The organism is Caballeronia ptereochthonis (assembly GCF_001545075.1).
GTDB classification, from domain to species: Bacteria; Pseudomonadota; Gammaproteobacteria; order Burkholderiales; family Burkholderiaceae; genus Caballeronia; species Caballeronia ptereochthonis.
Genome location: NZ_FCOB02000003.1, coordinates 119159 through 144195, shown reverse-complemented (window position 1 = coordinate 144195; position 25037 = coordinate 119159). Strand labels below are relative to the sequence as shown.

Genomic DNA, 25037 nt, shown 5'->3' with positions numbered 1-25037 from the left:
CACGCATTCCGAAATTATCGATTCAATGCGTTGTCATAGTAATAAGCGAGTGATGACCTGGAAGCAACTCCATTTTATTGAATTAGGTTTCCTATTGAATGGAATAAATGAAGCCGCGAACATCACCGGCGATTGTTTCAACGAAGACGTCGAATCAACCGGTCCGGACGTTGATCACTTTGTGCATGCTTCGGTTTTGATGGGCGCGATTTCGAATCAATCGGCGATACCATGTCTCAGCAGAGGACGCCCGCTGCTGTGAAGACCGGTGCAATAGCGTGGATGAACCACGGAGACCGAAGCGTGCCTGCGTTGACTTCGCCGACAGCAACGGCACCGTCGTTGCGCGAAACGATACTCCAGCGTGCGCCCCGGCCGCGAACGCGACCAGGACCCACGAGCAAGCCGCCGGTCACGCATGCCAGCGCGGCGTATAAACCCAGTCGCCAACGACGCGCGTCGTGGAGGACCCGACGATCACCATCGTGCGCATGTCGACGAGTTCGCCTGTCAATTCGCCCAGCGTGACGATGCGCAATGCTTCTGCCGGCCGCCCGATGTCTCTTCCGAGCACCACGGGCGTATCCGCATCCCGATAGCGCCTCACGATCTCGATCGCGCGATCGAACTGCCAGGGCCGCGCCTTCGACAGCGGGTTATAGAACGCCATCACGAGATCGGCCTCGCCCGCGTGCGCGATGCGTGTCTCGATCACGCTCCACGGCTTCAGGTTATCGGACAGCGACAGCACGCAGAAATCGTGTCCCAGCGGCGCACCCGCGCGCGCCGCCGTCGCGAGCGATGCCGATACGCCCGGCACGATCGCGAACTTCACCGCACTCCATTCGGGATGTTCGCGCTGTCCCTTATCCAGCGCTTCGAGCACGGCCGCCGCCATCGCGAACACGCCCGGATCGCCCGACGAGACCACCACCACGCGCCGCCCCTCGCTCGCCAGTTCGAACGCATGGCGCGCGCGCTGCAGCTCCTCGCGGTTGTCGGTCATGTGCACGCGCTGATCGTCTCGGAACGGCCCCGACATGCGCACGTAGGTTTCGTAGCCGAGCACGTCTTGCGCTGCGACGAGCGCGTTTCGCGCGGCGGGCGTCATCAACTCCGCGCTGCCGGGGCCGAGGCCGATGACGGTCAGCGTGCCGCGCGCGCGGCCGATCGATTGCACATCGACGGGCGCATCGTGCACGTGCAATGCGATACCCCGCGCATGGCGGGCATCGAACGGCGCGGCATCGCAAAAGCGCAGCGGCACATCGAGCGCGCGTGCGGCATGCGCGAGCGATTCGGAAGCCATGTGATGAAGCGGCGCGGTCAATGCCGCAAGCGCAAGCGGCGCAAGACCGTGCTCGCGCATCGCGAGCCGCACGCGCTCGGCGATGTCATCGCCGGCCGATGCATCTTCGATCCACGCCAGCACGCAGCGCGGATGAATCACGAGGCTGTCTTCATCGCTCGCGGCGAGCGGCGTGATGCGCACGGCAAGACGCGCATCGTCGGCGCGGGGCAGGGCGGCGTCGTCGAGCCAGGGCGCGCGGCCTTCGATGCGTGTCGTCTCGCCCGCGAGCAGGTCGGACACGAAGCGCTTGCCTTGCTCGATATCCGCGAGCGCATAGCCTTCGGGCGGGGCGAGCAGGCACTGGCCGAAGCGCAATTCGCCGCCCGTCGTGATCGCGGGCGTGACGTGCAATGCCGCGCCGATCTCGCGCGCCAGCACGTTCACGCCGCGCATGCCGCCGAGCAGGGGCACGACCGTGCTGCCGTCCTGCGCGACGGCGAGCACCGGTGGTTCGGCGCCCTTGTCCGCCAGACACGAAGCCAGCGCGCGAATCACGATGCCCGCCGAGCACAGCGCGACGATCGGCGTGCCCGCGACATAAAGCCCGCGCACATGCGCGCCGAAGTCTTCATAAGCGACATCCGCGCTCACGCGGCTGGCGAGACCATGCACTTGCGAGTCCGGGAAGCTGGCCTGAATGCGCCGCGCCGTGTCGAGCGCGCCGCCGCCGAGCACGACGATCGCCATCAAGCCCGCCATTTCTTCCCCGGCACCACGAGCAGCGAAAAATACGGCGAGGCCATCGGATCGACTTCATCGAGCGGCACGATGCGCTGATTGGCCATCGTCGCGCGTTCGACGTAGAGCGCACGTTCATCGAGGCGGAGCTCGGCAAGCACGCGACGAACCTTCTCGAAGTTGCGCCCGAGCTTCATGATGACGGCCGCATCCGCCGCTTCGAGACGACGCTTCAATTCGTCCTCCGGCAGCACGCCGGACAGCACCGACAGATTCTGATTGCGATACACGAGCGGGACGCCCAGGACCGCGACGCCGCCGAGCATCGAGCACACGCCCGGCACGACATGCGCCTCGAAGCGCGCGGCGAGGCGATCGTGCAGGTACATGTACGAGCCGTAGAAGAACGGATCGCCTTCGCAGATCACCGCGACGTCGCGCCCGGCTTCGAGATGAGCGGAGATCGCGAGCGCGGCTTCGTCGTAGAACGCGCTGATGATCGTCTCGTAGCACAGCGGCGGCTCGAGCGCTTCGGTCGTCACCGGATAGACGAGCGGCAGGCGCGTCTGTGCATCGTCGAGATGCGCTTCGATGATGCCGAATGCATTGCCCTTCTTGCCCTTTGCGACGAAGTACGCGACCACCGGCGCCGCCTTCAGAAGGCGCAGCGCCTTCACGGTGATGAGTTCCGGATCGCCCGGACCGACGCCGAGGCCATAGAGACGCCCGCTCATCATTCGGCCTCCGACGCGAGTGCGTTCACGGCAGCGGCCGCCATCGCGCTGCCGCCGCGCCGGCCGAGCAGCGCGACGTAGGGCACGCCGCGGCTGTCGGCGGCGAGCATTTCCTTCGATTCCGCCGCGCCGATGAAGCCTACCGGAAAGCCGAGTATGAGCGCGGGTTGCGGCGCGCCCGCATCGAGCATGTCGAGCAGATGAAAGAGCGCGGTGGGCGCATTGCCGATCGCGACGATCGCGCCTTCGAGGTCGGGCCGCCACAGTTCGAGCGCGGCGGCCGAGCGCGTGTTGCCCATCGCGCGGGCGCGTTCGGGAATCGACGGATCGCTCAACGTGCAGATCACGCGGTTGCCGGCGGGAAGCCGCGCGCGCGTGATGCCTTCGGCGACCATGCGCGCATCGCACAGGATCGGCGCGCCCGCCGCGAGCGCGCGGCGGCCGGCTTCGCCCGCGCCATCCGAGAAGCGCAGGTCGCGCACGATATCGACCATGCCGCACGCATGGATGAGCCGCACGACGAGTTTCTCCAGGTCGGCGGGAACGGTGGCGAGGTCGGCTTCGGCGCGGATCGTCGCGAACGACTGGCGATAGATCTCCGCGCCGTCGCGGATGTAGTCAGGCATCGGCATGGCTCCGGGCGAGCCGTTCGGCCGCCTCTTCGATGGTCAGATTGCGCGCGACGATGCGCTCGTCGCGATACAGGTCGTAGTGTCCCGGCGCGCGCGCGAGCAGCGTCACCGCGACGGGATGCGCCGCCGCGCACGAACGCTCGCAGCCGCTCAGGTGCACGTGGTCTTCGCCGTGCGCGGGCAGCAGCGGGGCGAGGCGATGCGCGTCGGCCTTGGTGTCGGCGCGGCCCTTCACGCAGCCCGTCGACCCGGCGCACGCAATGAGGCGTGCGAGCGGGTCGCGCGGATCGGTCGTGAGGCCGAGCGCAAGCAGGCGTTGCAGCACTTCGTGCGTAGCGTTCGCCGCGATGCCGGGGATCAGCACGCTTTGCCACGGCGTCATCATCAGACGGCCTTCGGCATGGGTGGACGCGAGATCGGCGAGGGCGTCGAGCGTCGATGCGTCGAGGCGTCCGAGCGGCGCCTGCGCGCCGGCATACCACACCGCGCGATGCGGTTCGTCGTGCGCGCCGAGACGCAGTGAGCCGTCCGCCGGTTCGCGGCGCCAAGCGTGAACGTCCGCATCGAAAGTGAACGCTTCGAGAAAGCGCGTTACGTCCATGCGTGCGAGCAGATCGCGCATGCGCTGTTCCTCGGGCATCGCCAGCGCGACAAACCTGCGCAGCACGTTCGTCACGAACGATACGACTTCCCCACGCGCGATCGCACCGGGCGCGGGCGCATCGTCCGGGCGGCGCGGCATCGTTCCGGCGAAGCCGACCGCGAAGCGCGCGCCGTCGTCGATCGCGGAGAGCCACAGGTCGTGCGGATGATCGAGCATCGCGAGGCGCTCGCCGCCGTCGAGCTGCAGCGCGAATTTGGGCGACAGCGCGTGCAGCGAGGCATCGGCCTGCATCGCAGCGACGATGCGCGCGGCCAGCGCGCGGGTTTCATCGCTTGCGAGCGGGCTCAGCATCACGTTGCGGATGTCGTCGCCGCTCGCGACCGCGGGACCGAGGCCCGCATCGAGCGCGATCCCGACGAGCGCGGCGTGGGCGTCGGCGCGGATGCCGCGCAGTTGCAGATTCGCCCGATTGGTCACTTCGATCACGCCCGAGCCGCACGCACGCGCGGCGTGCGCCACGGCCCGCGCCGCGCGCGCGCTCAGCTCGCCGCCCGGAAGACGCAGGCGGGCGAGGCCGCCATCGCGCGCGGGCACGATGCGCATGAGCCCCGGGCACGCGGATGCGCGTGGGGCGGTCGCAGGCGCTGGACGATCAAACGAAGTCAAAAGCGTGACCCATAGAACTTCGCGCGCGATGGGCGAACCGGTACACCCCGCCCGGTCGGCGTCGCGCGAATGCGGTGAGTCGGCAGGTCTCTTGGCTGGCAGGTCTTCATTCGCGCCGGCCTTCCCGGTAAAAACCAGTGGCAGTGGAGCGCGGACTCGCTGCGTACAATTGCGGGGGCAGCCACAGTTTCTCTGTGTTCCCTCTTAGGCCCCAACGGGCACCGACGGACCTGTATTATGCCCGCTTTTATCGACCCTCCAGGCGCTTCGGACCTGTGTGCGCACCGGCACGGGGCGCGTCTGGAACATCAGGAAGGAGATGCCGCATGTCGACCTGGCTGACCGTCGTTGGCATCGGCGAGGACGGCTGGCACGGCCTCTCCCGCGCCGCGCGCCGCGCGCTCGCCGAAGCGCAGTCGATCCACGGCGGCGAACGCCATCTCGCGTTCCTGCCGGCGCGCATCGCCGCGCGCCGCGTGCCGTGGCCCAAACCCTTTTCGCTCGATGGGGTGCTCGCCGAGCGCGGCGACGGCGACACGCGCATCTGCGTGCTCGCAAGCGGCGATCCGATGTTCTTCGGCGTCGGCGCGACGCTCGCGCGCGAACTCGCCGACGGCGAAATGCGCGTGATTCCCGCGCCTTCGTCGCTGTCGCTTGCGGCGGCGCGCCTCTGCTGGGCGCTGCAGGACGCGGAGTGCGTGTCGCTCGTCGGGCGCCCGGTCGTATCCCTGCTCGCGAATCTGCATCGCGGCGCGCGCCTCCTCGTGCTGAGCGCCGATGGCGCGACGCCCGCCGCCGTCGCCGCGCTCCTGACCGCGCATGGCTTCGGCGCGAGCCGCATGACCGTGTTCGAGCATCTCGGCGGCGCCGACGAGCGCCGCATCGACGAGCGCGCGGACGACTGGCGCGAGCCGCTCGTCGCGGCGCTCAATCTCGTCGCGATCGAGTGCCGCACGCACGCGGGCCACGCCGGCCCGCCGCTCACGCCCGGCCTGCCCGACGACGCCTATCGTCACGACGGCCAGCTCACCAAGCGCGACGTGCGCGCGGTGACGCTCGCGCATCTCGCGCCGCAGCCGGGCGAGCTGCTGTGGGACGTCGGCGCGGGCTGCGGCTCGATCGGCATCGAATGGATGCGCGCGCATGGCGCCTGCCGCGCGATCGCCATCGAGGCGAACGAAAGCCGGCAGCGGCTCATCGAGCACAACCGCGATGCGCTCGGCGTGCCCGCGCTGCAGCTCGTAAAGGGCGAGGCGCCCGGCGCGCTCCACGGCCTGGCCGCGCCCGATGCGGTGTTCATCGGCGGCGGGCTGACCGCGCCGGGCGTGCTCGATGCCTGCTGGGCGCGTCTGCGTCAGGGCGGCAGGCTCGTCGCCAACGCGGTCACGCTGCAAAGCGAAATGGCGCTCATCCAGTGGCGCGCGCGGCACGGCGGCGAGCTGACGCGCATCGGCATCGCGCAGGCGGAGCCGCTCGGCAGCCTCGATACGTGGCGGCAGGCGCTGCCGATCACGCTCCTGCACGTGAGCAAGCCATGACCCGCATCCTGAAGTTCTCGCGACATGCGTGAAGAAACGCCGGAACAGGCCGCGCCGCTGCGCCACGGCTACACGACCGGAAGCTGCGCCACCGCGACGAGTCTCGCGGCGGCGCGTCTCCTGCTGCTCGGCGAGGCGAGCGAGCGCGCGGAGATCGTGCTGCCGAAGGGCCAGCGCGTGACGATGGTGCTCTCGTTCTGCCGCCGCGCACCCGCAGACGTCGACACGGCCGAAGCGGGCGTGATCAAGGACGCGGGCGACGATCCCGACGTGACGCACGGCGCGCTCGTGTTCGCGCGCGTGGGTCTGTCGGCGCAGGCGGGCGTGCGCTTTCACGCGGGACCGGGCGTCGGCACCGTGACGCGCGCGGGGCTGGCGCTCGCCGTCGGCGAGCCGGCGATCAATCCGGTGCCGCGCAGGATGATGGCCGAGCATCTGGAAGCGCTCGCCGCGAGCATCGGTTACAGCGGCGGGTTCGAGGTGAGCATCGGCGTGGAGAACGGCGAGGCGCTCGCGCTCAAGACGATGAACCCGCGCCTGGGGATCGTCGGCGGCTTGTCGATACTCGGCACGACGGGCATCGTCAGGCCGTTTTCGTGCTCGGCGTACATCGCGTCGATTCATCAGGGCATCGATGTCGCGCGGGCGAACGGTTATCGCCACATCGCCGCGTGCACCGGCAATCAGAGCGAGGACGCCATGCGCGCGCGCTACGGCCTGCCGGATATCGCCTTGATCGAAATGGGCGATTTCGCGGGCGCCGTGCTCAAGCACCTGCGCCGCGCGAGCGTCGACAGGCTGAGCCTGTGCGGCGGCTTCGGCAAGCTGTCCAAGCTGGCGGCGGGCCATATGGACCTGCATAGCCGCAGCTCCAGCATCGACCTGGCGCTGCTCGCAGTCTGGGCCGCCGATGCGGGCGCGAGCGAAGCGCTGCAGACATCGATCAGCGCCGCCAACACGAGCCAGGAAGCGCTCAAGCTCGCACGCGCGGAAGGCATCGCGCTCGGCGATATCGTGTGCCGGCGCGCGCGCGGCGTCGCCCTCGACGTGCTGCCGCCCGGGATCGTCGTCGAGACGTTCGCGATCGACCGGCAGGGCAACATCGTCGGGAGCGCGGCATGAAGCGCGTGCTCCTGCTCGGCGGCACCGGCGATGCGCTCGCGATCGCGCGCAATCTTCCCGCCCCGCATGTCTACAGTCTCGCGGGCCTCGGGCGCGTGCCCGCCGATCTGGCGTGCTCGGTGCGCATCGGCGGGTTCGGCGGCATCGACGGGCTCGTCGGCTATGTGCGTGAGGAGGAGATCGCGCTCGTCGTCGACGCGACGCATCCGTATGCCGCGCAGATGAGCCGCCATGCGCACGAGGCATGCGCAATCGCGCGCGTGCCGCTGTGGGCGGTGCGCCGTCCCGCGTGGCAGCCGCAGCCGGGCGACGACTGGCGCGAGGCGGCGGACTGGCGCGGCATCGTGGAGCGCATCGCGGCGTTCCGGCGGCCGCTCTTCACGCTCGGGCGCGAGCCGCTCGCGCATCTGGACGAGATTCCCGCCTCGCAATACTGGACGGTACGTTGCCTCGAAGCGCATCCGGGCAATGAGCGGGCGAACGTCATCGATGCGCGCGGGCCGTTCGATCTCGCCGGCGAGCGCGCCTTGTTCGACGCGGCGGGCGTCGATGTCGTCGTCAGCAAGAACAGCGGCGGCCGCGCGACGGAGGCGAAGCTGGCCGTCGCGCGCGAGCGGGGCTTGCCGGTCGTGATGCTCGCGCGGCCCGAACTGCCCGAAGCCGGCCGCAATTTCGACGACGCCGCGAGCGCGCGCGATGCGCTCGAGCGCTGGCTCGACCCAACCTGATTTGAAAAATGACCGTCTACTTCATCGGCGCCGGACCGGGCGATCCCGAACTCATCACCGTCAAGGGACAGCGGCTCATCCGCTCGTGTCCCGTGATTCTCTATGCCGGATCGCTCGTGCCGAAGGACGTGCTCGAAGGGCATCGCGCGGCGAAGTGCGTCGACACGGCCGAGCTCGATCTCGATGCGATCGTCGCGCTGCTGCGGGAAGCCCATGCGAACGGACAGGACGTGGCGCGCGTTCATTCGGGCGATCCGTCGCTGTACGGCGCGATCGGCGAGCAGATCCGCCGGCTCGATGCGCTCGGCATTCCCCTTGAAATCGTGCCGGGCGTGACGGCGACGGCTGCGTCGGCGGCGGCGCTCAAGCGCGAGCTGACGCTGCCCGGCATTTCGCAGACGGTGATTTTCACGCGCTACGCCACGAAGACGTCGATGCCGCCCGGCGAGGCGCTCGCGGATCTGGCGCGTCATGGCGCGACGCTCGCGATCCATCTCGGCGTGAGACATATCGAGCGGATCGTCGCCGATCTCCTGCCGCACTACGGCGCGGATTGCCCTGTGGCCGTCGTGTTCCGCGCGAGCTGGCCGGACGAGGCGCGCGTCGAGGGCACGCTCGCGGACATCGCGCCGAAAGTGCGTGCGGCGGGCATGGAGCGCACGGCGATGATTCTCGTCGGCCGCGTGCTTTCGGCCGTTGGCTTCGCAGACTCGACGCTTTACGGCAAGGACTGATCGGGCCATGCGAGATCTCGACGCCGTGTTCGCCGCGCTCGCGAAATCCGCGTTCCGGCGGCGCTTCGCGCTCGGCGTGCGGGAGGGGAAGTATCTGCGGGAGAAGGGCGTGGAGACGGTCGTTGCGCAGGCGCACGAATTGATCGGCAAGCGCCTCGCGCCGCAGGCACCCCCGAACGACGGCAAGCAGACGCCGTTTCGCGGGCATCCGGTGTTCATCGCGCAGCACGCGACGGCGACGTGCTGCCGTTCGTGCCTCGCCAAATGGCATGGCATCGCGGCGGGCAAGGCGCTCGATGATGGCGAGCGCCAGCATGTGGTCGATGCGATCGAGCGGTGGTTGCGGGCGCAGCCGTTGCCGGCCGGGGCGCCATCCGCGGATGAGCATCCGCAGCGGGAACTGCCGTTCTGAGCCGGCTTGCGCCGCCGATGATCACCGAGCGGACAAACGCCTTCTGATGTTTCGGTATGGAGCGAGCATTCGCCAGGTTCGGGATGTCACGACTGCGTCCAGTTCGGCTCGGGTCTGATCCAATTGGCGCGCCTGATCGCCAATGAGCTGCTGCTGTGCGCGGATGCGCTGCTCAAGGCTCGCTCGCGCGTTCCGTTCCTCGTCCAGTGCGTTGCGCGTCGATGCGAGCATGCGTTCCGAATCCGTCCGCACGCGTTGCTCTTCTTCGAGCCTTTGCCTGAGGGGGCCGATCACGTGTTCGGCATCGTCGAGCTGGCTGGTCAGTTCCGAGATCCGGGCGGTTTTCTCCGCGAGCAGGTTTTCGTAATCTCGTGCCTGTTCCTTTTGCGCACTTTCCTGGTTCCGGATGGTCGTCCAGAGCCATTGGACCTGACTCGATGGAACCATGGCCTCATCGCTGACGGCGGCGTGCACGTCGAACCATTCATTGGGCGGTCCTATGCCCTTGCCGGCTTCATTTCGCACGCGCTGTCGGAAATCCGCCTGCGCCTGATCGTAGTCCAGCCAGTCGCCGGCGAGATCGAGACCGAACAGCCCCGAATCTGTCCCGTGAAAGGACTTTTCGACAGGAACGCCTTCGAGCTGGATGGTCCCGGGCGGCGTCAATTCCTTATGCAGCTGCGGGACGATTTTGAATTTCCGATAGCCCGCCTTGTAAAGCTCAGGAATGGTTTGATTTCCGAATTCCTCGACCGAGACGAAAGGCGGAATGTCGTGAAGGCCAGGAAGATCGGCGAGCACCAGTTTGTCACCGCCTTCGATATCGACTTTCATATAGCGCGGAATGCCATACTGCTCGAATAACGTTCTGATGCCGATGCACGGCACATTGATGATGTCATAGCGGGTATTGTTCCGACATCCGTAGACCGGGTCGAATGAGCTCCAGTGATCGTTGTCGAGGTTGATATAGAAAGGCAAGGTCATCGGCTGATTCCAGATGCCGATATTCAGCAGCGTCAGCCTTGCTTCGGCTATCGCTTGCTCGAAGGTGATCTGCAGTTGAGCGAATATGCGCGGATTGGCTTCCACGCCGACGACGCGAAAACCTTTCTGAAGATAGTATGAAGTATCCTCGCCAGCATTGACGCCTATATCGAAAACCAGTGTCTCGTCAAGGCGGCCGGAAGTTTGTTCGTTGAGCGGGATTTGCTGCACTGCGTCTATACGGTTCACGTCATTCATCCTCAAGTATGAAATGCCTACCGAAAACGATGCATTGCGCTGTACGCGGCTTCACGATCGCGATATTCGCGCCTTCACATAAAAGAAGATTCGTCGGATATCGCACCCGCCGGGATCATTGAATATGAATATTTCTTCGACAGCCCGCGTGAACTTTCTGCGGCTAACCAGCGTTGATTGTCGAGAATGCGGAATTTCAAAAAAACGCGCCGATAAAAAAGCGCAAGTTTGAAATTAGCGCCCAGTATATCTGATGGTTCTCGCTGGCAGATCTGGGCGGCCGGGTATTGGAAATCGCACGACGCGATTCGATCGATACGCGCCGTTTGAAATGGGCGAAAACCTTGGCGGCGTAGCGCCGGGTCATTCGCCTGGTTGTGTGCCGCCTGGCGCGCGCGGCGCGGACGTGCCGCGCCCCTTCGCCCGCCGCGCCAGCATGTTCAATCCTTCCACCAGCGCCGAGAACGCCATCGCCGCATAGATGTAGCCCTTCGGAACGTGCGTGCCGAAGCCTTCGGCGATCAGCGTCATGCCGATCACGAGCAGGAAGCCGAGCGCGAGCATGACGATCGTCGGATTGCGCTCGATGAAGCGCGACAGCGGCCCGGCCGCGAATAGCATGACGGTGACGGCGGCGATCACCGCCACGAACATGATCGGAATGTGCTCGGTCATGCCCACCGCCGTCACGATGCTGTCGATGGAGAACACGAGATCGAGCAGCAGGATCTGGCCGATCGCCGAGAGCGGCGTCAGGCTCTTGCCCGATGCGGTGCCGGCATGTCCGTCTGCGTCGTGCGTGACGTGATGGTGGATTTCGGTCGTCGCCTTCCATACGAGAAACACGCCGCCCGCGATGAGTATCAGGTCGCGCCATGAGAAGCCGTGCCCGACAGCCTCGAAGATCGGCGTCGTGAGCCGCACGATCAGCGCGACGGTGCCGAGCAGCCCGAGCCGCATCACGAGCGCGAGCGCGATGCCGATGCGCTGCGTGCGCGCCCGGTGCGCGGCCGGCAGCTTGTTGGTCAGGATCGAGATGAAGATGAGGTTGTCGATGCCGAGCACGACCTCCATCACGACGAGTGTCGCAAGCGCGGCCCATGCGGCGGGATCGGCGAGGAGGGCGACGAGGTAGTCCATACGAGTCCTGGGCGTTGGGTTGGCGTGCGACCGAAGGTTCGGCGCAGCGGCGTGATCTTAGCCCGATCGGCCGCGAAAATGTAAGGAACTTGAAAACATCATAAGAGACAAAGCGCCATGCGACATGAACGTGGTGGCTGCCGGTAATGGCCGGTAAACGAATGATGCCGAATACACCACAAATACCGGATTTGAAAACGGATATTTGCACCTCTTCTGATGATGCGCCGCAGCGTTTACGGGTAAACTCCAATGCTTTCGTGCCGCGTGACCGCGCCGCCGTCCAACCTCCTGCCACCGCAGGAATTCACCTAGAGCCGCATGCAGGGAAAATCACATCGTCTCGTCGAGCTGGATTTCTTCCGGGGGCTGGTCCTGCTCATCATCGTCGTCGATCACATCGGCGGCAGCATGTTGTCGCGCTTCACGCTGCATTCGTTCGCGCTGAACGACGCCGCCGAAGTCTTCGTGTTCCTCGGCGGCTTCGCGACGGCAACCGCCTACGTGTCGCTGGCCGAACGGCGCTCGGAAAGCGCCGCGCGCAGGCGCTTCCTGAAGCGGGCGTTCGAGCTCTACCGCGCGTTTCTCGTGACCGCCGCGCTGATGCTGGTGGCGTCGTTCCTGCTGCGACCCTTTTTCGGGCACGCGCCGAACCTCGCGCTCCACGATCTCGACAGCCTGATGTCCGAGCCGGTCGCGTCGATCGCGCAGATCCTCACATTCGAGCGCCAGCCGTATCTTGCCGCAGTCCTGCCCATGTACGCGCTGTTTGCGCTCGCCGTGCCGCTCATGCTGCCGCTCGCGCGCAGCAAGCCGTGGCTGCTGCTGGGCCTGAGCCTCGCGCTCTGGGCGTTCGCGCCGCAGATCGGCGAATACATGCCCTCCGTCGACGACAACCTCTGGGACTTCAACCCCGCCGCGTGGCAGTTGATGTTCGTGCTCGGCGTGCTCACGCGCTGTCAGCCGATCTATCAGCGCGTGAGTACGCACCGCTTCGGCTGGATCGTGAGCACGGGCGCCGTCGCGCTGATCGCCGGCATGGCGTATTACAAGCTGCTTGTGCTGCCGCCCGTGCTCGACAGCGCCTTCAAGCGCGATCTGGCGGGGCCGCGCGTCGTCAACTTTCTGGCTATCGCATGGATCGCGACCAATTTCGCGCGCTACGGCATCGTGAAGGAGTTGGCCCGACGTCTGCCGTGGGTTGGAGCATTGGGGCGCGACGGCATGGTTTCGTTCGTCGCGGGCACGGTGATTTCGCTCGTCGTCGACTCGATCCTGTTCACGCTGACGGACGGCCTCATCAACGTGCCGGCGGGTCTCGCCGCCGATGCCATCGCAATCGGCGCGCTGCTCGCCGTGCCGCGGGTGCATCAGTCAGTCGCGGGCTGGCTCGGCACGCACCGGCCGATGCCCGCGCCGGCCGCGACGCCCGCGACGGTCGCCGCAGCCGACACTCGCGCTCGCGGCGTGCGTTGACGTTTCCCGATGCGGGCAGTCTCTGCCCGCGTTTTATTGTTCGTTTCACGCAACTAACGGTCTTTTTTTCCTGCCACCCACAGTCAGTCGACGCTCGCACGGAATCGAGGCACATGGCTTGCATGCAGATCCGGCAATCACGACAAAAACCGGACCTGCCATGCTCAAGCTCGCCATCCTGTTCGCGATCATCTCCGTCGTCGCCGGTCTTTTCGGCTTTACGCGCGTGTCGTCCGGCGCGGCGGGCATCGCCAAGATCTGCTTCTTCATCTTCCTGATCCTGTTCGTCATTTTCCTGATCATCGCGATCACGGCGGGCTCGCTCGTGCTTTAGCGGGAGCGGCGGGGCGCGTCCGCGTGCTTCCTCGAATCGACCCGCGCGCCGCTACGGTGTTACATTGCCGCGGGGAGACATTCACGCGGCGCGGGCGGCGCTTCGCCCGAAACCGTGCCGCGGCGAATCGAAAAGGAGGAAGGCGATGCAGCATGCCACCGGCGCGGCCTTGCAGTCCGCGCAGCGCGACGTCATCCGTCATTCGCACGAGCGTTCGGCCACCTTCGGGCTGTTCGAGACGATGCGCCCGGACTACGCCGTCCTGTCCGGCGCGGAGCTCGCCGTCAAGCTCGATCAGAGCCGCGCGCTCTTCGCGCACGCGCTGCCGGTGATGGAGACGCTGTACGCGCAGATCGCCAATACACACAGCATGATCGCCCTGACCGACGCGAGCGGGCTCATCCTGCATTCGCTCGGCGACGACGATTTCCTCGCCCGCGCCGAAAAAGTCGCGCTGCGGGCCGGCGCGGTATGGAGCGAGGAGCATCAGGGCACGAACGCGATCGGCACGACCATCGCGGAGCGCACCGCCGTCACCGTGCATGGCGATCAGCACTATCTGCGCGCCAATCATTTCCTCACATGCTCGAGCGTGCCGATCCTCGATCCGCACGGCAATCTCTCCGGCGTGCTCGACGTCACCGGCGACCGGCGCGGCTATCACCAGCACACGATGGCGCTCGTGCGGATGTCCGGGCAGATGATCGAAAACCGCCTGATCGCGAGCGCGTTCAACGAGAAGCTGTGCATCCGTTTTCATAGCCGGCCGGAGTTCATCGGCACGCTGATGGAAGGCATTGCCGTGTTCGATCTGGACGGGCGCCTGCTCTGCGCGAACCGCAGCGCGCAGTTCCAGCTCGGGATCGAGTTGGGGCGTCTGCGGGCGCAGACGCTGGAGGCGTTGTTCGGCGAGAGCGTCGACGCGCTCGTCGCGCGCGCGGGGGAGCCTGCCTGCCGGCTCGAATTGCACAGCGGCGTCGGCGTGTTCGCGAGCGTCGAGTTTCATGCGCGCGCGGCGTCGAGCATTGCGACCGTGTCGAATGCGCTTGCCGTGACTCACAAGCCGTCTTCGAGCCTGGCCGAGCTCTGCACCGGCGACGCGCGGATGCAGGACATCGTCGAGCGCGTGAGGAAGGTCATCGGCAAGAACATCCCGATTCTGATCGGCGGCGAAACCGGCGCGGGCAAGGAAATGCTCGCGCGCGCGATTCATCGCGATTCGCCGCGTCGCGCGGGGCCGTTCGTCGCGGTGAACTGCGCGTCGCTGCCGGAGACGCTGATCGAATCCGAGCTCTTCGGCTATGCGCAAGGCGCGTTCACCGGCGCGGCCAAGCGCGGCGCGATCGGCAGGATCGTGCAGGCGAACGGCGGCACGCTCTTTCTCGACGAGATCGGCGACATGCCGCTCGCGATGCAGAGCCGCCTGCTGCGCGTGCTGCAGGAACGCGTCGTCGAGCCCCTCGGGGCGGCGCGCGCGGTGCCGGTCGATTTCACGCTGGTCTGCGCGAGCAATCGCAAGCTGCGCGAGCGTGTCGCGGAAGGGGCGTTCCGCGAGGATCTGTATTACCGCATCAACGGGCTCACGGTGACGCTGCCGCCGCTTGCCGATCGCACCGATCTGCGCGCGGTCGTCGACAAGATGCTGCGCGACGAGCGCTTCGTCGGCCGCATGGTCGGCATCGACGACGACGTGCTCGCGCTCTTCGCGCGGCATCCGTGGCCCGGCAACTTCCGGCAGCTGAGCAACGTGCTGCGCACCGCCTGCGCGATGCTCGACGATCACGACACACACATCCGCGTCGAACATCTGCCGCATGATTTTCTCGACGAGCTGGGCGAACGCGTCCAGGAAGAAGCGACGCCTGCACTTGCGGGCGGCGCGCGTCTCGCGGACATCGAGGCGAGTGCCGTGGCGGCGGCGCTCAAGGCGCACGGGGGCAATGTGTCGGCGACGGCGCGCGCGCTCGGCGTTTCGCGCACGACCTTGTATCGCAAGCTGCGGAGTTAGGCTTCGAGCATTCGCCCGTCCGTTCCGGGCGGCAACGCGCCGCTGTGATCCTTCAGCCCGACGCCGGTGAGCTTCAGCCGGCGCGCTTCGTTCAGCAGCCACATCAGCCTGAACGCGGCGGCGTCGTAATCGAGACCTTCCGGGCGCACGTTGGAGATGCAGTTGCGTTCCGCATCGCTGCGGCCCGCGCGCGGCGCATAGGTCACGTAGAGGCCGAGGCTGTCGGGCGAACTGAGGCCGGGCCGTTCGCCGATCATGACCACGACGATCTTCGCCCGCAAGCGTTCACCGATCGGGTCGCCCAGCGCGACGCGCGCCTGCGTCGCGATCACGACAGGACCGACGTTCCATGCTTCGAGCTTCGCGCGCACGCTCCTGAGCAGCGGCGCGGCGTGCCGTTGCGCGGCAAAGGCCGAGAGACCGTCGGCGGCGACGAAGACGAGCTCGGGTGCGTCGTTCATCGCCGCCGCATGATCGGCGAGCCGTGCGCCGCTCGCTTCGTCAAGCGTGCGGCCGAGGTCCGGACGGCGCAGATAGTGATCGCGATCGGGCGCGGCGCTCCGCACGTCGAGCGTGTCGAATCCGGCGGCGCGGATCGCCTCCGCGAGCGCGGCGGTATCGAGCGGCTGATGCACGGCGTCGCGCGCCTGCGCGTGCGCGAGCTCGAAGGCGAGCAGGGGCGCGGTCGGCAGGCTGCTGCCCGCGCGTCCGAGCGCGATCCGCGCGGCGGTGAAGCGCCGGAGCGCGTCCCAGGGATCGGTTTCGTTCGTCATGCGTCGATCCAGTCGAGCAGCGGTGGTTTCCGCGCGCCGGCGGTGTGCGGGAGCAGGGCGCCGTGTCCGTCGGTAACGCGCATCTTGTCGAGCCACGCTTCGAATTCCGGCGCGCGTTTCAGGTTCAGCACGCGGCGAATATAGAGCGCGTCATGAAACGACGTGCTCTGGTAGTTGAGCATGACATCGTCGGCGCCCGGCACGCCCATGATGAAATTGACGTTCGCCACGCCGAGCAGCGTGAGGAGCGTGTCCATGTCGTCCTGATCGGCCTCGGCGTGATTCGTGTAGCAGATGTCGCAGCCCATCGGCACGCCCAGCAGCTTGCCGCAGAAGTGATCTTCAAGTCCGGCGCGGATGATCTGCCGTCCATCGTAGAGATATTCCGGGCCGATGAAGCCGACCACCGTGTTCGTCAGGAGCGGACTGAAGCGTCGCGCGACCGCGTAGGCGCGCGCCTCGCAGGTCTGCTGGTCGACGCCGTGATGCGCGTTCGCCGACAATGCGCTGCCCTGGCCGGTCTCGAAGTACATGACGTTGTCGCCGACGGTGCCGCGCCCAAGCGACAATGCCGCGTCGCGCGCCTCCTCGAGCAGCGCGAGCGACACGCCGAAGCTCGCGTTCGCGCGCTCGGTGCCCGCGACCGACTGGAACACGAGATCGACCGGCGCGCCATGCTCAATCGCCGCAAGCGTGTTGGTGACGTGCGTGAGGACGCACGATTGCATCGGCACGTCGTAGCGCCGGCGGAAGTCGTCCATCATCGCGAGCAGCTTGCCGATGGCGGCGGGCGAATCGGATGCGGGATTCACGCCGACGACCGCGTCGCCGCAGCCGTAGAAAAGACCGTCCAGCATCGACGCGGCGATGCCTTTCGGATCGTCGGTCGGATGATTCGGCTGCAGGCGCACCGAGAGATGTCCGGGCAGGCCGATCGTCGTGCGAAAGCGCGTGACGACCGGACGTTTTCTCGCGGCGAGGATCAGGTCCTGATTGCGCATGAGCTTGGAGACCGCCGCGGCCATCTCGGGCGTGACGCCCATGGTGACGCCTTCGAGCGCGGCGGTATCGGTGCTGTCGGCGAGCAGCCATTCGCGGAACTCGCCGACCGTCAGATGCGCGATCGGCGCGAAGGCCTCGCGCGAATGCGTATCGACGATGAGGCGCGTCACTTCATCTTCTTCGTACGGGATCAGCGGCTCGTCGAGAAACGCGGCGAGCGGCACCTGCGCGAGCGCCATTTTCGCGGCGACGCGCTCTTCCTCCGTCGCCGCCGCGACGCCCGCGAGCTCGTCGCCCGAGCGGCGCGGACTCGCGCGCGCGAGCAGCGTCTTCAGGTCGTCGAAACGGTAGCGGCGCGCGCCGATCGTCTCGTGATAGCTCATCGCTTCTCCTTCGCGCCGTTGGGCGTCGTGCCGCCCGGCCAGTCGGTCAGTCAGAACACTTTAACCGCTTCTCGCGCCGGTCGCGCCCTTGAACAAAATACGCGCGTGCGGGCCGGAATCCGTCCCCGTGCGATAATTTTTCGCTCGACTCAGCCACCGCGCACCGCCCGTGAAAAACCTGCTCGTTCCCATCGACCGCCTGGGGGACTTCGACGAAATCGTCGATGTCCGCACGCCGCTCGAATTCGCCGAGGACCATATTCCCGGCGCGATCAACGCGCCCGTGCTCAGCAACGAAGAGCGGGTGATCGTCGGGACGATGTACAAGCAGGTCTCGCCGTTCCAGGCGACACGCGTCGGCGCGGCGATGGTCGCGCGCAACATCGCGCGGCATCTCGACACGATCTTCGCCGACAAACCGCGCAACTGGCGTCCGCTCATCTATTGCTGGCGCGGCGGCAAGCGCTCCGGCGCGATGACGACATGGTTCAACATGATCGGCTGGCAGGCGCGGCAGCTCGAAGGCGGCTACAAGAGCTACCGGCGCGACGTGATCGAGAGGCTCGGTGCGCTGCCCGGACGGTTCCGCTATGTCGTGCTGATCGGCCATACGGGCAGCGGCAAGACACGGCTCCTGCAGGCGCTGCGCGGCGCGGGCGCGCAAATACTCGACCTCGAAGGGCTCGCGTCGCATCGCGGGTCGTTGCTGGGCGCGTTGCCGGGTCATCCGCAGCCGTCGCAAAAGGCGTTCGATTCCTCCCTCGTCGAAGCGCTTTCCGGCTTCGATCCGGCCATGCCGGTTTTCGCCGAGGCGGAAGGGCGGCGCATCGGTTCGATCACGATCCCCGACGCGCTGCTTGAGAGCCTGCATGGCGCCTCGTGCGTGGAAGTGGAGGCGCGGCGCGAGGACCGCATCGCGTTCCTGCTGCAGGACTACGCGCATCTCTTCGACGATCCCGCGTTCTTCAAGACGCAGCTGTCGCGGCTCGTCGCGCTGCATAGCCGCGAGCGCGTGGCGCACTGGCATCGGCTGATCGACGAAAACGCGCGCGCGGAGCTCTTCGCCGAGCTGATCGACCTTCACTACGATCCCGCTTACCGGCGCAGCAGCAAGGCGCTCTACAAGGAGCTGCCGCACGCGGCGCACGTGCTGTTCCGCCCGAACGACGCCGACGGTCCCGAACAGGCGAAAGCCCTGCTTGCCCATCTCGCCGGGACGACGCTTGCGCTCGGCTGACCTGATCTCACCACTCGAAAGAAGAAAGCTATGACCACGCTTCGACAACCTCGCGTCGCGCTTGGCTGGATCGCGTTCCTGCTGATCGCGATAGTCGGACTGTTTTATGTGAAATGGTTTCCGTACTACAACCGCGCGTTCGTCGCGGCGAGCCAGCACTCCATCGGCAAGTCGATTCTGATGGGTACCGCCGCGAGCGCGCCCGAGCCGTCCTGGCAGGCCGCGCTCGATTACGCGATGGCCTACGGCAAGGCCATCTGGCAGGCGATGGTGCTCGGCCTCCTGCTCGGCTCCGCCGTGCAGGCGCTGATCCCGCCGCGCTGGGTCGCGCGCGCACTCGGCGAGCATGACTTCGGCAGCGTCGTGAACGGCGGCCTCATGTCCCTGCCGGGAATGATGTGCACCTGCTGCGCGGCGCCGGTCGTCGCGGGCTTGCGCGCGCGCGAGGCGGCGCCGGGCGCGGCGCTCGCGTTCTGGCTCGGCAACACCGTGCTCAATCCGGCGGCGCTCGTTTTCATGGGCTTCGTGCTCGGCTGGCAGTGGACCGGCCTGCGCCTCGCGCTCGGCGTCCTGATGGTGTTCGGCCTCGGCTACGCGGTGAATCGCATGGTGACGCCAGCGCAGGCGGCGGCATCGCGCGCGGCGCTCGCGAAGCTGATCGAGGAGGACGAGCCCGGCAGCGCCTTCTCGCGCTGGATCAGGATCCTCGGCCGCATGACCCTGCGGCTCTTGCCGGAGTACGTCGTGCTCGTGCTGCTGCTCGGCGCGGCGCGCGCGTGGCTCTTTCCGCATATCGGGCCGGATATCGGCAACGGCATGTTGTGGATCGTCGCGTTCGCCGTCGCGGGCACGCTTTTCGTGATTCCGACGGCGGGCGAGGTGCCCATCATCCAGGCGATGCTGTCGCTCGGCATGGCGGCCGGGCCCGCCGGCGCGTTGCTGATGACGCTGCCGCCCGTGAGCGTGCCGTCGCTCGCGATGCTCGGCCGGTCGTTTCCGCCGCGCGTGCTCGCGTTCGTCACCGCCGCGGTGATCGCGTTCGGCATCGTGAGCGGGCTGATCGCGGCGGCGTGGTTCTGAGCGCGTGCGCGCCGCTCAGTGAATCGCCGCGCCCGCCTTGATCAGCAGCTTGAACGGCAGCGCGAGCAGCATCGCGCCGCCGACGCCCGCCATCCACAGCGCGACGAACCAGAACACTTTCCTCGCGCGTTCAATGGTAGTGATGTTCGCCATGACGCACCTTTCCTCTGAAGACCCAATAGCCTAGCGTCGTGTACGCGACGATCACGGGGAGGATCACCGCCGCGCCGACGATCGTGAAGAGCTGGCTCGATCGGGGCGCGGCCGCGTCCCAGATCGACACGCCCGGAAAGATCTCGTGCGGCGAAATGCTCCCGACGAGCCCCGCATAGCCGAGCAGCACGAAGCCGAGCGCCACCGCGAACGGGCGTTTCTCGTGACGCGACCGAATCGAGCGGCGCATCGCCCATGCGCAGGCGATGACGAGCAGCGGCACCGGCAGCAGGCGATAGAACAACGGCGAGTCGAACCAGCGCGATGCGATGCTCGCGTCCAGCAGCGGCGTCCAGATGCTGACCACCGCGATCGTCGCGAGCTGCAAGACGGTCAACGGCCACACGACGCGATACATCCGCCGCTGCAGGTCGCCCTCGGTCTTGGCGATCAGCCAGCATGCGCCGAGCAGCGCATACGTGACGACGAGCGCGCCGCCCGTGAAGATCGAAAACGGCGTGAACCAGCCGAAGGCGTCGCCGGAGAAGCGGCCATCGGCGACGGGAATGCCGCCGAGGAACGCGCCGAGCGCCACGCCCTGGAAGAAGGTCGCGCCCGCCGATCCGCCGATGAACGCGAGATCCCACAGGTGTTTCGTGCGCTGCGCCTTCGCGCGGATCTCGAACGACACGCCGCGGAAGATCAGGCACACGAGCATCAGCACGAGCGGCAGATAGAGCGCGGACAGCACGGTCGAATAGACCATCGGGAACGCGGCGAAGAGCCCCGCGCCGCCGAGCACGAGCCAGGTCTCGTTGCCGTCCCAGACGGGCGCGACGGTGTTCATCATCACGTCGCGGTCGTGCTGGTCGGGAAAGAACGGAAAGAGAATGCCGATGCCCAGATCGAAGCCGTCGAGCACCACGTAAAGGAAGAGTCCCAGCGCGATGATCGCGGCCCAGGCGAGTGTGAGGTCCATGTGCTTATGCTCCTTCGATGGACTGATGTGGAAGGCTGAGCGGTCGTCGCGCGCTGCCGTCGGAAGCGGGCGTGTGCGAGCCCGGCAACGCGGGACCGTGGCGCAGCAGCTTCAGCATGTAGTAGATGCCGGTGCCGAAGACGATCGTGTAGACGATCACGAACGCAAGCAGCGACACGCCCACTTGCTGCGCCGTGACGGGCGACACGGCGTCGGCCGTGCGCATCACGCCGTAGACGACCCACGGCTGGCGGCCCGCCTCGGTCGTGACCCAGCCGGCGAGCAGCGTGATGAAGCCGCTCGGACCCATCGCGAGCGCGAAGCGATGGAACCAGCGCGCGTCGAACAGCCGGCGCTTGCGATGCAGCCACCACGCGGCCACCGACATCACGATCATCAGCACGCCCAGCCCCGCCATCACGCGGAAGCTCCAGAACACGAGCGTCGAGTTCGGGCGTTCGTCCTTCGGAAAGGTCTTGAGGCCGCGGATCTCGCCGTCCCAGCTATGCGTGAGGATCAGGCTGCCGAGATGGGGAATCGACACGGCGTATCGGGTCGTCTCGGCTTCCATGTCCGGAATGCCGAAGAGATTGAGCGCGGTGCCGCCTTTTTCGGTGTCCCAGATGCCTTCGATCGCCGCGATCTTGGCCGGCTGATGCTCGCGCGTGTTGAGGCCGTGCGCGTCGCCGACGAGCGCCTGGATCGGCGCAAGCGCAAGCAGCAGCCACAGCGACATCGAGAACATCTTCTTGATGGCCGGATCGCGCCGGCCCTTCAGCAGATGCCACGCGCCGGTCGCGGCGACCACGAGCGCCCCGACGATGAACGCCGCGATCGCCATGTGCGCGAGCCGGTACGGGAACGACGGATTGAAGACGATCGCGAACCAGTCGACCGGCACGACATGATCGCCTTCGATGCGAAAGCCCTGCGGCGTCTGCATCCAGCTATTGGACGCGAGAATCCAGAACGTGGAGATGAGCGTGCCGATGGCGACCATCAGCGTCGCGCCGAAGTGCGCCTTCGGGCCGACCTTGTTCCAGCCGAACAGCATGATGCCGAGGAAGCCCGCTTCGAGGAAGAACGCGGTCATCACTTCGTAGGTCAGCAGCGGTCCGGTGACGGGGCCGGCGAAGCTCGAGAAGCCGCCCCAGTTGGTGCCGAACTCGTAAGCCATGACGACGCCCGACACGACGCCCATGCCGAACGCGACGGCGAACACTTTCGACCAGAAGAGACACAGCGCCTTGTAGACTGGCTTGCCGGTCCTGAGCCAAGCGCCCTCGAGCACCGCGATGAAGCTCGCGAGCCCGATGGAAAGCGCGGGAAAGATGATATGAAACGAGACGGTGAACGCGAACTGGATCCGCGCCAGATCGAGTGCTTCGGGAGTCGAATGCATGATGACTTGTGCCTTGAAATTCACGCGCGCCCCGCGTTTGAAGGCGTGTGTGTCCTGTACCGAATCAGACGTGTGACGGGCCGGAGCTTAGCGCCATTTCGAGAAAGTGTTGCGCTGCATCAGTCGTTTTGCATTGCGCGCAAATGCCGCGGTTTCAAGGCCTTGGCGGCACTAGCAAGTTGATTTGCCGGTATTTTCGGGATGCCGCCTTAGTGCACTGCGGCAAGAGCGCGCAGGTGCCTTCGCGACAATCGACCGCACTGTTCGGGGCGGTCGCGAGCAAGGTTCTGGAACAACTTTTACGATGCGCCGTCGCAAGCCGTTCGATGCGCGCGGGTACCATAATGGCTTTTGAGCACGCGCCCCGCGCGGGCGGGAAGGAGAAGCATCATGCGCCTCGATGACGAAGCGGAAAGTCAGAATGTCGAAGACCGGCGCGGCGGGGGCGGCTTTCGGGTCGGCGGCGGATCGATCGGCATCGGCACGATCATCATCGCGCTCGCGGCGTCATACTTCTTCGGCATCAATCCGATGACGATCATCAACGGCGCGCAGGTGCTGCAAGGCAACGCGCCGCAGCACCAGGCCGCGCCCAGCAATGCGCAGCCCGCCAACGACCCCGGCGCCGTGTTCGTGCGCCGTGTGCTCGGCAACACGGAGCGCACCTGGCAGCACATCTTCCGCACGCAATTCAATCAGGACTATCCGGCGCCGAAGCTCGTGCTCTTCTCCGGCGGCACGCAGACCGCGTGTGGCATGGGGCAGGCCGCGATGGGCCCGTTCTACTGTCCTTCGGACCGAAAGGTCTATATCGATCTCTCGTTCTATCGCGAACTGCGTGACCGCTTCGGCGCGGGCGGCGACTTCGCGCAGGCTTACGTGATCGCGCATGAGGTCGGACATCACGTGCAGAACGTGCTCGGCATCTCGGACAAGGTCGATCGCGCGCGCTCGCGGATGACGCGCGAGCAGGCCAATGCGCTCTCGGTGCGCGTCGAGTTGCAGGCGGATTGCTTCGCGGGCGTATGGGCCGCCGTCGCGCAACGCGACAACGCGAAGCTCATCGAGCCGGGCGACTTCGAGCAAGGGCTGAACGCGGCGGGGGCCATCGGCGACGATCGGCTGCAGCAGCAATCGCAGGGGCGCGTCGTGCCCGAGGCGTTTACGCACGGCACGAGCGCGCAGCGCCAGCGCTGGCTGCGCCGCGGCCTGGCGAGCGGTGACGTGAGCCAGTGCGACACGTTCTCGGCGCGCTCGCTCTGAGCCTCGGCGACGGCGCCCGTGCGCCTCGAATTGGACTATTCTGAATGGTCGCCACCGCAGCCGGCGAACGGTGCTTACAAACGCTGACAGTGCTGCGGTCTCAAATTCATTAGAATCACTGTTTTTCCGGGGCGCGGCGGGCCGCGCGCGTTGTGGCGCCGACCGTATCGATCGGCACAGGGACCGGAGCATTCACGTATCTTTCATGAAGCGAATTCTGATCGTCAAAGTCACGTCGCTCGGCGATATCGTCGAGACGCTACCGGTCGTCTCCGACTTGCGGCGCGCGTTTCCATCCGCGAAAGTCGACTGGGCCGCCGACGCCGCCTTTGCCGACATCATCCGCTGGAATCCGGGCGTCGACCGCGTGCTGAGCGCGCCGCTGCGCAAGTTCAAGAAGGCGCGCAACTGGAACGATCTGAAGGAAATCGCCGGGTCGATCAGCGAGTTGCGCGCCGAGAAGTACGACGTGATCGTCGATATTCACGGCGTCTACAAGAGCGCGATCATCGCGTTCATCGCACGGGGAAAGCGCCGCTTCGGCTATCTGAACCAGGATCTCGGAGAGCGCGGCGCGGCCTTCGCGTATAACGCGCGCTTCGGCCCGCGCCCGCATACCGACGCGTGGCGCGGCATGCGCGTGAGCGTCGCCGAGGCGCTCGGCTACGAGTTCGACGAGACGCCCGACTACAACGTGCGCCTGCCGGCGCTCGCGCGCAGCCTGGATATCCCGCGCGGCGCGCCCATCGCGATGCTGTTTCACGCGACTTCCGCGGACGTCAAGAAGTGGCCCAAGGAGCACTGGGGCGAAGTGGGGCGCTGGCTCGTCGCGCGCGGTTATTCGATCGCCTTGCCGTGGGGCACGGAAGGCGAGCGCGGGGAAGCGCAGGCCATCGCCGCGCTCGTGCCGGGCGCCATGGTGCTGCCGAAACTGACCGTCGAGGAGTGCGCGCACTGGATCGAAGCGTCGCAACTGGTCGTCGGCACCGATACCGGGCTCGTCCACCTCGCGCATGCATTGCAGCGCCGCACGGTCATGCTGTTCGCGGCGACTTCGCGCGAGCATTTCGGTGTGAACGCACCTGGGCGCTCGGTCTCTGTCGGCGATCACGGAGCGCCGCCCGACGTGCCCCAAGTGCTGGCCGCGATCGAGAGCGTGATGGGCGCGCCCTCGCACGCTGTTTCCGGCCCGGCCGAAGCGGGCGCAATGGTTCGCTAGGCGCGCTTCGCGTTAAAACTTTTATGCGCATAAAACTTTTATGCGGACCGGCGCGGTAGGAACGTCCCGCTTCGGCGGAAAAATCAGTGCGTCAACGTAAAACTTGCCGCGACACTTGACGGCAGCGTGGTCAGGCACGACGAT

24 protein-coding genes and 1 riboswitch are annotated in these 25037 nt (G+C 66.7%); of the genes, 13 read left to right on the top strand and 11 right to left on the bottom strand.

Annotated elements, in window-relative coordinates; translation table 11 throughout:
• The first annotated feature begins 52 nt into the window (after positions 1-52).
• A complete protein-coding gene (locus AWB83_RS35955) occupies positions 53-262 on the top strand; it encodes a hypothetical protein (RefSeq protein ID WP_143750008.1) in 210 nt (69 codons plus the stop codon).
• A gap of 150 nt (positions 263-412) precedes the next feature.
• Here AWB83_RS35955 and cobJ read toward each other — a convergent pair whose 3' ends face one another.
• The 4 genes from cobJ to cobG are packed head-to-tail and all read right to left on the bottom strand — an operon-like array spanning position 413 to position 4602.
• A complete protein-coding gene (gene cobJ / locus AWB83_RS04155) occupies positions 413-2038 on the bottom strand; it encodes a precorrin-3B C(17)-methyltransferase (RefSeq protein ID WP_087043142.1) in 1626 nt (541 codons plus the stop codon).
• Positions 2038-2766 (bottom strand): precorrin-2 C(20)-methyltransferase, encoded by a 729-nt coding sequence (locus AWB83_RS04150; protein ID WP_087042983.1) that lies wholly within the window; start codon positions 2764-2766, stop codon positions 2038-2040. Before AWB83_RS04150 ends, cobJ begins: the two co-directional genes overlap by 1 nt.
• Positions 2763-3389 carry a precorrin-8X methylmutase gene (locus tag AWB83_RS04145; RefSeq protein WP_087043141.1) on the bottom strand — a complete coding sequence of 209 codons (627 nt, stop codon included), beginning with the start codon at positions 3387-3389 and terminating at the stop codon, positions 2763-2765. Before AWB83_RS04145 ends, AWB83_RS04150 begins: the two co-directional genes overlap by 4 nt.
• On the bottom strand, positions 3382-4602 hold the full coding sequence (cobG, locus tag AWB83_RS04140) for a precorrin-3B synthase (RefSeq protein WP_244197563.1): 1221 nt from the start codon (positions 4600-4602) through the stop codon (positions 3382-3384). The genes AWB83_RS04145 and cobG overlap by 8 nt, the downstream gene beginning before the upstream one ends.
• Before the next feature lie 127 nt (positions 4603-4729).
• Positions 4730-4906: riboswitch (cobalamin riboswitch) on the bottom strand.
• An 85-nt stretch (positions 4907-4991) separates the two neighbouring features.
• On the opposite strand from cobG, the gene cbiE reads away from it, so the two are divergent.
• The 5 genes from cbiE to AWB83_RS04115 are packed head-to-tail and all read left to right on the top strand — an operon-like array spanning position 4992 to position 9199.
• Entirely contained in the window at positions 4992-6203 is a 1212-nt protein-coding gene (gene cbiE, locus AWB83_RS04135; protein ID WP_087042981.1) for a precorrin-6y C5,15-methyltransferase (decarboxylating) subunit CbiE, read from the top strand.
• A 24-nt stretch (positions 6204-6227) separates the two neighbouring features.
• Entirely contained in the window at positions 6228-7325 is a 1098-nt protein-coding gene (locus AWB83_RS04130; protein ID WP_087042980.1) for a cobalt-precorrin-5B (C(1))-methyltransferase, read from the top strand.
• On the top strand, positions 7322-8053 hold the full coding sequence (locus tag AWB83_RS04125; RefSeq protein ID WP_087042979.1) for a cobalt-precorrin-6A reductase: 732 nt from the start codon (positions 7322-7324) through the stop codon (positions 8051-8053). Before AWB83_RS04130 ends, AWB83_RS04125 begins: the two co-directional genes overlap by 4 nt.
• Before the next feature lie 8 nt (positions 8054-8061).
• On the top strand, positions 8062-8787 hold the full coding sequence (gene cobM, locus AWB83_RS04120) for a precorrin-4 C(11)-methyltransferase (RefSeq protein WP_087042978.1): 726 nt from the start codon (positions 8062-8064) through the stop codon (positions 8785-8787).
• Between the two features lie 7 nt (positions 8788-8794).
• Positions 8795-9199: a DUF4186 domain-containing protein gene (locus tag AWB83_RS04115; protein ID WP_087042977.1), complete on the top strand. Its 405-nt coding sequence runs from the start codon at positions 8795-8797 to the stop codon at positions 9197-9199.
• A gap of 21 nt (positions 9200-9220) precedes the next feature.
• On the opposite strand, the gene AWB83_RS04110 is transcribed toward AWB83_RS04115, so the two are convergent.
• Together AWB83_RS04110 and AWB83_RS04105 are read right to left on the bottom strand one after the other, a co-directional pair.
• A complete protein-coding gene (locus AWB83_RS04110; protein ID WP_159463009.1) occupies positions 9221-10435 on the bottom strand; it encodes an FkbM family methyltransferase in 1215 nt (404 codons plus the stop codon).
• 372 nt (positions 10436-10807) lie between these two features.
• Positions 10808-11584, bottom strand: a complete 777-nt coding sequence (locus AWB83_RS04105) for a TerC family protein (protein WP_087042975.1) — start codon at positions 11582-11584, stop codon at positions 10808-10810.
• A gap of 321 nt (positions 11585-11905) precedes the next feature.
• Here AWB83_RS04105 and AWB83_RS04100 point away from each other — a divergent pair, with 321 nt between their 5' ends.
• From AWB83_RS04100 to AWB83_RS04090, 3 genes are all read left to right on the top strand, one after another.
• The gene (locus AWB83_RS04100; RefSeq protein WP_087042974.1) at positions 11906-13060 is read left to right on the top strand and encodes an OpgC domain-containing protein; all 1155 of its coding nucleotides are present in this window, start codon (positions 11906-11908) and stop codon (positions 13058-13060) included.
• Between the two features lie 160 nt (positions 13061-13220).
• Positions 13221-13394 carry a DUF1328 domain-containing protein gene (locus tag AWB83_RS04095; protein WP_087042973.1) on the top strand — a complete coding sequence of 58 codons (174 nt, stop codon included), beginning with the start codon at positions 13221-13223 and terminating at the stop codon, positions 13392-13394.
• Positions 13395-13539: 145 nt separating this feature from the next.
• On the top strand, positions 13540-15402 hold the full coding sequence (locus tag AWB83_RS04090) for a sigma-54-dependent Fis family transcriptional regulator (RefSeq protein ID WP_087042972.1): 1863 nt from the start codon (positions 13540-13542) through the stop codon (positions 15400-15402).
• Here AWB83_RS04090 and eutC read toward each other — a convergent pair.
• Positions 15399-16175, bottom strand: a complete 777-nt coding sequence (gene eutC / locus AWB83_RS04085) for an ethanolamine ammonia-lyase subunit EutC (protein ID WP_087042971.1) — start codon at positions 16173-16175, stop codon at positions 15399-15401. The genes AWB83_RS04090 and eutC overlap by 4 nt on opposite strands.
• Complete coding sequence (locus AWB83_RS04080) at positions 16172-17560, bottom strand: ethanolamine ammonia-lyase subunit EutB (RefSeq protein WP_087042970.1); 1389 nt, start codon at positions 17558-17560, stop codon at positions 16172-16174. Before AWB83_RS04080 ends, eutC begins: the two co-directional genes overlap by 4 nt.
• Before the next feature lie 169 nt (positions 17561-17729).
• Here AWB83_RS04080 and mnmH point away from each other — a divergent pair, with 169 nt between their 5' ends.
• A complete protein-coding gene (gene mnmH, locus AWB83_RS04075) occupies positions 17730-18797 on the top strand; it encodes a tRNA 2-selenouridine(34) synthase MnmH (RefSeq protein WP_087042969.1) in 1068 nt (355 codons plus the stop codon).
• A 30-nt stretch (positions 18798-18827) separates the two neighbouring features.
• The gene (locus AWB83_RS04070; protein WP_087042968.1) at positions 18828-19877 is read left to right on the top strand and encodes a permease; all 1050 of its coding nucleotides are present in this window, start codon (positions 18828-18830) and stop codon (positions 19875-19877) included.
• A 15-nt stretch (positions 19878-19892) separates the two neighbouring features.
• Here AWB83_RS04070 and AWB83_RS36695 read toward each other — a convergent pair whose 3' ends face one another.
• Genes AWB83_RS36695 through AWB83_RS04060 form a run of 3 tightly spaced genes read right to left on the bottom strand, consistent with a single transcriptional unit; the run spans position 19893 to position 22411 of the window.
• Positions 19893-20030, bottom strand: a complete 138-nt coding sequence (locus AWB83_RS36695) for a hypothetical protein (RefSeq protein ID WP_167357759.1) — start codon at positions 20028-20030, stop codon at positions 19893-19895.
• Positions 20008-21009, bottom strand: a complete 1002-nt coding sequence (gene cydB / locus AWB83_RS04065) for a cytochrome d ubiquinol oxidase subunit II (RefSeq protein ID WP_087042967.1) — start codon at positions 21007-21009, stop codon at positions 20008-20010. The genes AWB83_RS36695 and cydB overlap by 23 nt, the downstream gene beginning before the upstream one ends.
• Positions 21010-21013: 4 nt before the next feature.
• The gene (locus AWB83_RS04060) at positions 21014-22411 is read right to left on the bottom strand and encodes a cytochrome ubiquinol oxidase subunit I (protein ID WP_087043140.1); all 1398 of its coding nucleotides are present in this window, start codon (positions 22409-22411) and stop codon (positions 21014-21016) included.
• A 390-nt stretch (positions 22412-22801) separates the two neighbouring features.
• Between AWB83_RS04060 and ypfJ the strand changes: the two genes are divergently transcribed.
• Together ypfJ and waaC are read left to right on the top strand one after the other, a co-directional pair.
• Positions 22802-23674, top strand: coding sequence for a KPN_02809 family neutral zinc metallopeptidase (gene ypfJ, locus AWB83_RS04055; protein WP_087042966.1), 873 nt, complete (start codon positions 22802-22804; stop codon positions 23672-23674).
• A 205-nt stretch (positions 23675-23879) separates the two neighbouring features.
• Entirely contained in the window at positions 23880-24893 is a 1014-nt protein-coding gene (waaC, locus tag AWB83_RS04050; protein WP_087042965.1) for a lipopolysaccharide heptosyltransferase I, read from the top strand.
• Positions 24894-25037 lie beyond the last annotated feature (144 nt).

What these genes read in the sequence shown, in the direction of transcription:
- AWB83_RS04145 (WP_087043141.1), bottom strand. Translation starts at nt 3,389, where the DNA reads ATGCCTGACTACATCCGCGACGGCGCGGAGATCTATCGCCAGTCGTTC.
- waaC (WP_087042965.1), top strand. Translation starts at nt 23,880, where the DNA reads ATGAAGCGAATTCTGATCGTCAAAGTCACGTCGCTCGGCGATATCGTC.
- cbiE (WP_087042981.1), top strand. Translation starts at nt 4,992, where the DNA reads ATGTCGACCTGGCTGACCGTCGTTGGCATCGGCGAGGACGGCTGGCAC.
- cobG (WP_244197563.1), bottom strand. Translation starts at nt 4,602, where the DNA reads ATGCGCATCGTGCCCGCGCGCGATGGCGGCCTCGCCCGCCTGCGTCTT.
- AWB83_RS04095 (WP_087042973.1), top strand. Translation starts at nt 13,221, where the DNA reads ATGCTCAAGCTCGCCATCCTGTTCGCGATCATCTCCGTCGTCGCCGGT.
- AWB83_RS04130 (WP_087042980.1), top strand. Translation starts at nt 6,228, where the DNA reads ATGCGTGAAGAAACGCCGGAACAGGCCGCGCCGCTGCGCCACGGCTAC.
- ypfJ (WP_087042966.1), top strand. Translation starts at nt 22,802, where the DNA reads ATGCGCCTCGATGACGAAGCGGAAAGTCAGAATGTCGAAGACCGGCGC.
- AWB83_RS04105 (WP_087042975.1), bottom strand. Translation starts at nt 11,584, where the DNA reads ATGGACTACCTCGTCGCCCTCCTCGCCGATCCCGCCGCATGGGCCGCG.
- AWB83_RS04125 (WP_087042979.1), top strand. Translation starts at nt 7,322, where the DNA reads ATGAAGCGCGTGCTCCTGCTCGGCGGCACCGGCGATGCGCTCGCGATC.
- cydB (WP_087042967.1), bottom strand. Translation starts at nt 21,009, where the DNA reads ATGGACCTCACACTCGCCTGGGCCGCGATCATCGCGCTGGGACTCTTC.
- AWB83_RS04060 (WP_087043140.1), bottom strand. Translation starts at nt 22,411, where the DNA reads ATGCATTCGACTCCCGAAGCACTCGATCTGGCGCGGATCCAGTTCGCG.
- AWB83_RS04080 (WP_087042970.1), bottom strand. Translation starts at nt 17,560, where the DNA reads ATGAGCTATCACGAGACGATCGGCGCGCGCCGCTACCGTTTCGACGAC.
- AWB83_RS36695 (WP_167357759.1), bottom strand. Translation starts at nt 20,030, where the DNA reads ATGGCGAACATCACTACCATTGAACGCGCGAGGAAAGTGTTCTGGTTC.
- AWB83_RS04070 (WP_087042968.1), top strand. Translation starts at nt 18,828, where the DNA reads ATGACCACGCTTCGACAACCTCGCGTCGCGCTTGGCTGGATCGCGTTC.
- cobJ (WP_087043142.1), bottom strand. Translation starts at nt 2,038, where the DNA reads ATGGCGATCGTCGTGCTCGGCGGCGGCGCGCTCGACACGGCGCGGCGC.
- cobM (WP_087042978.1), top strand. Translation starts at nt 8,062, where the DNA reads ATGACCGTCTACTTCATCGGCGCCGGACCGGGCGATCCCGAACTCATC.
- AWB83_RS35955 (WP_143750008.1), top strand. Translation starts at nt 53, where the DNA reads ATGACCTGGAAGCAACTCCATTTTATTGAATTAGGTTTCCTATTGAAT.
- AWB83_RS04150 (WP_087042983.1), bottom strand. Translation starts at nt 2,766, where the DNA reads ATGATGAGCGGGCGTCTCTATGGCCTCGGCGTCGGTCCGGGCGATCCG.
- AWB83_RS04115 (WP_087042977.1), top strand. Translation starts at nt 8,795, where the DNA reads ATGCGAGATCTCGACGCCGTGTTCGCCGCGCTCGCGAAATCCGCGTTC.
- eutC (WP_087042971.1), bottom strand. Translation starts at nt 16,175, where the DNA reads ATGACGAACGAAACCGATCCCTGGGACGCGCTCCGGCGCTTCACCGCC.
- AWB83_RS04090 (WP_087042972.1), top strand. Translation starts at nt 13,540, where the DNA reads ATGCAGCATGCCACCGGCGCGGCCTTGCAGTCCGCGCAGCGCGACGTC.
- AWB83_RS04100 (WP_087042974.1), top strand. Translation starts at nt 11,906, where the DNA reads ATGCAGGGAAAATCACATCGTCTCGTCGAGCTGGATTTCTTCCGGGGG.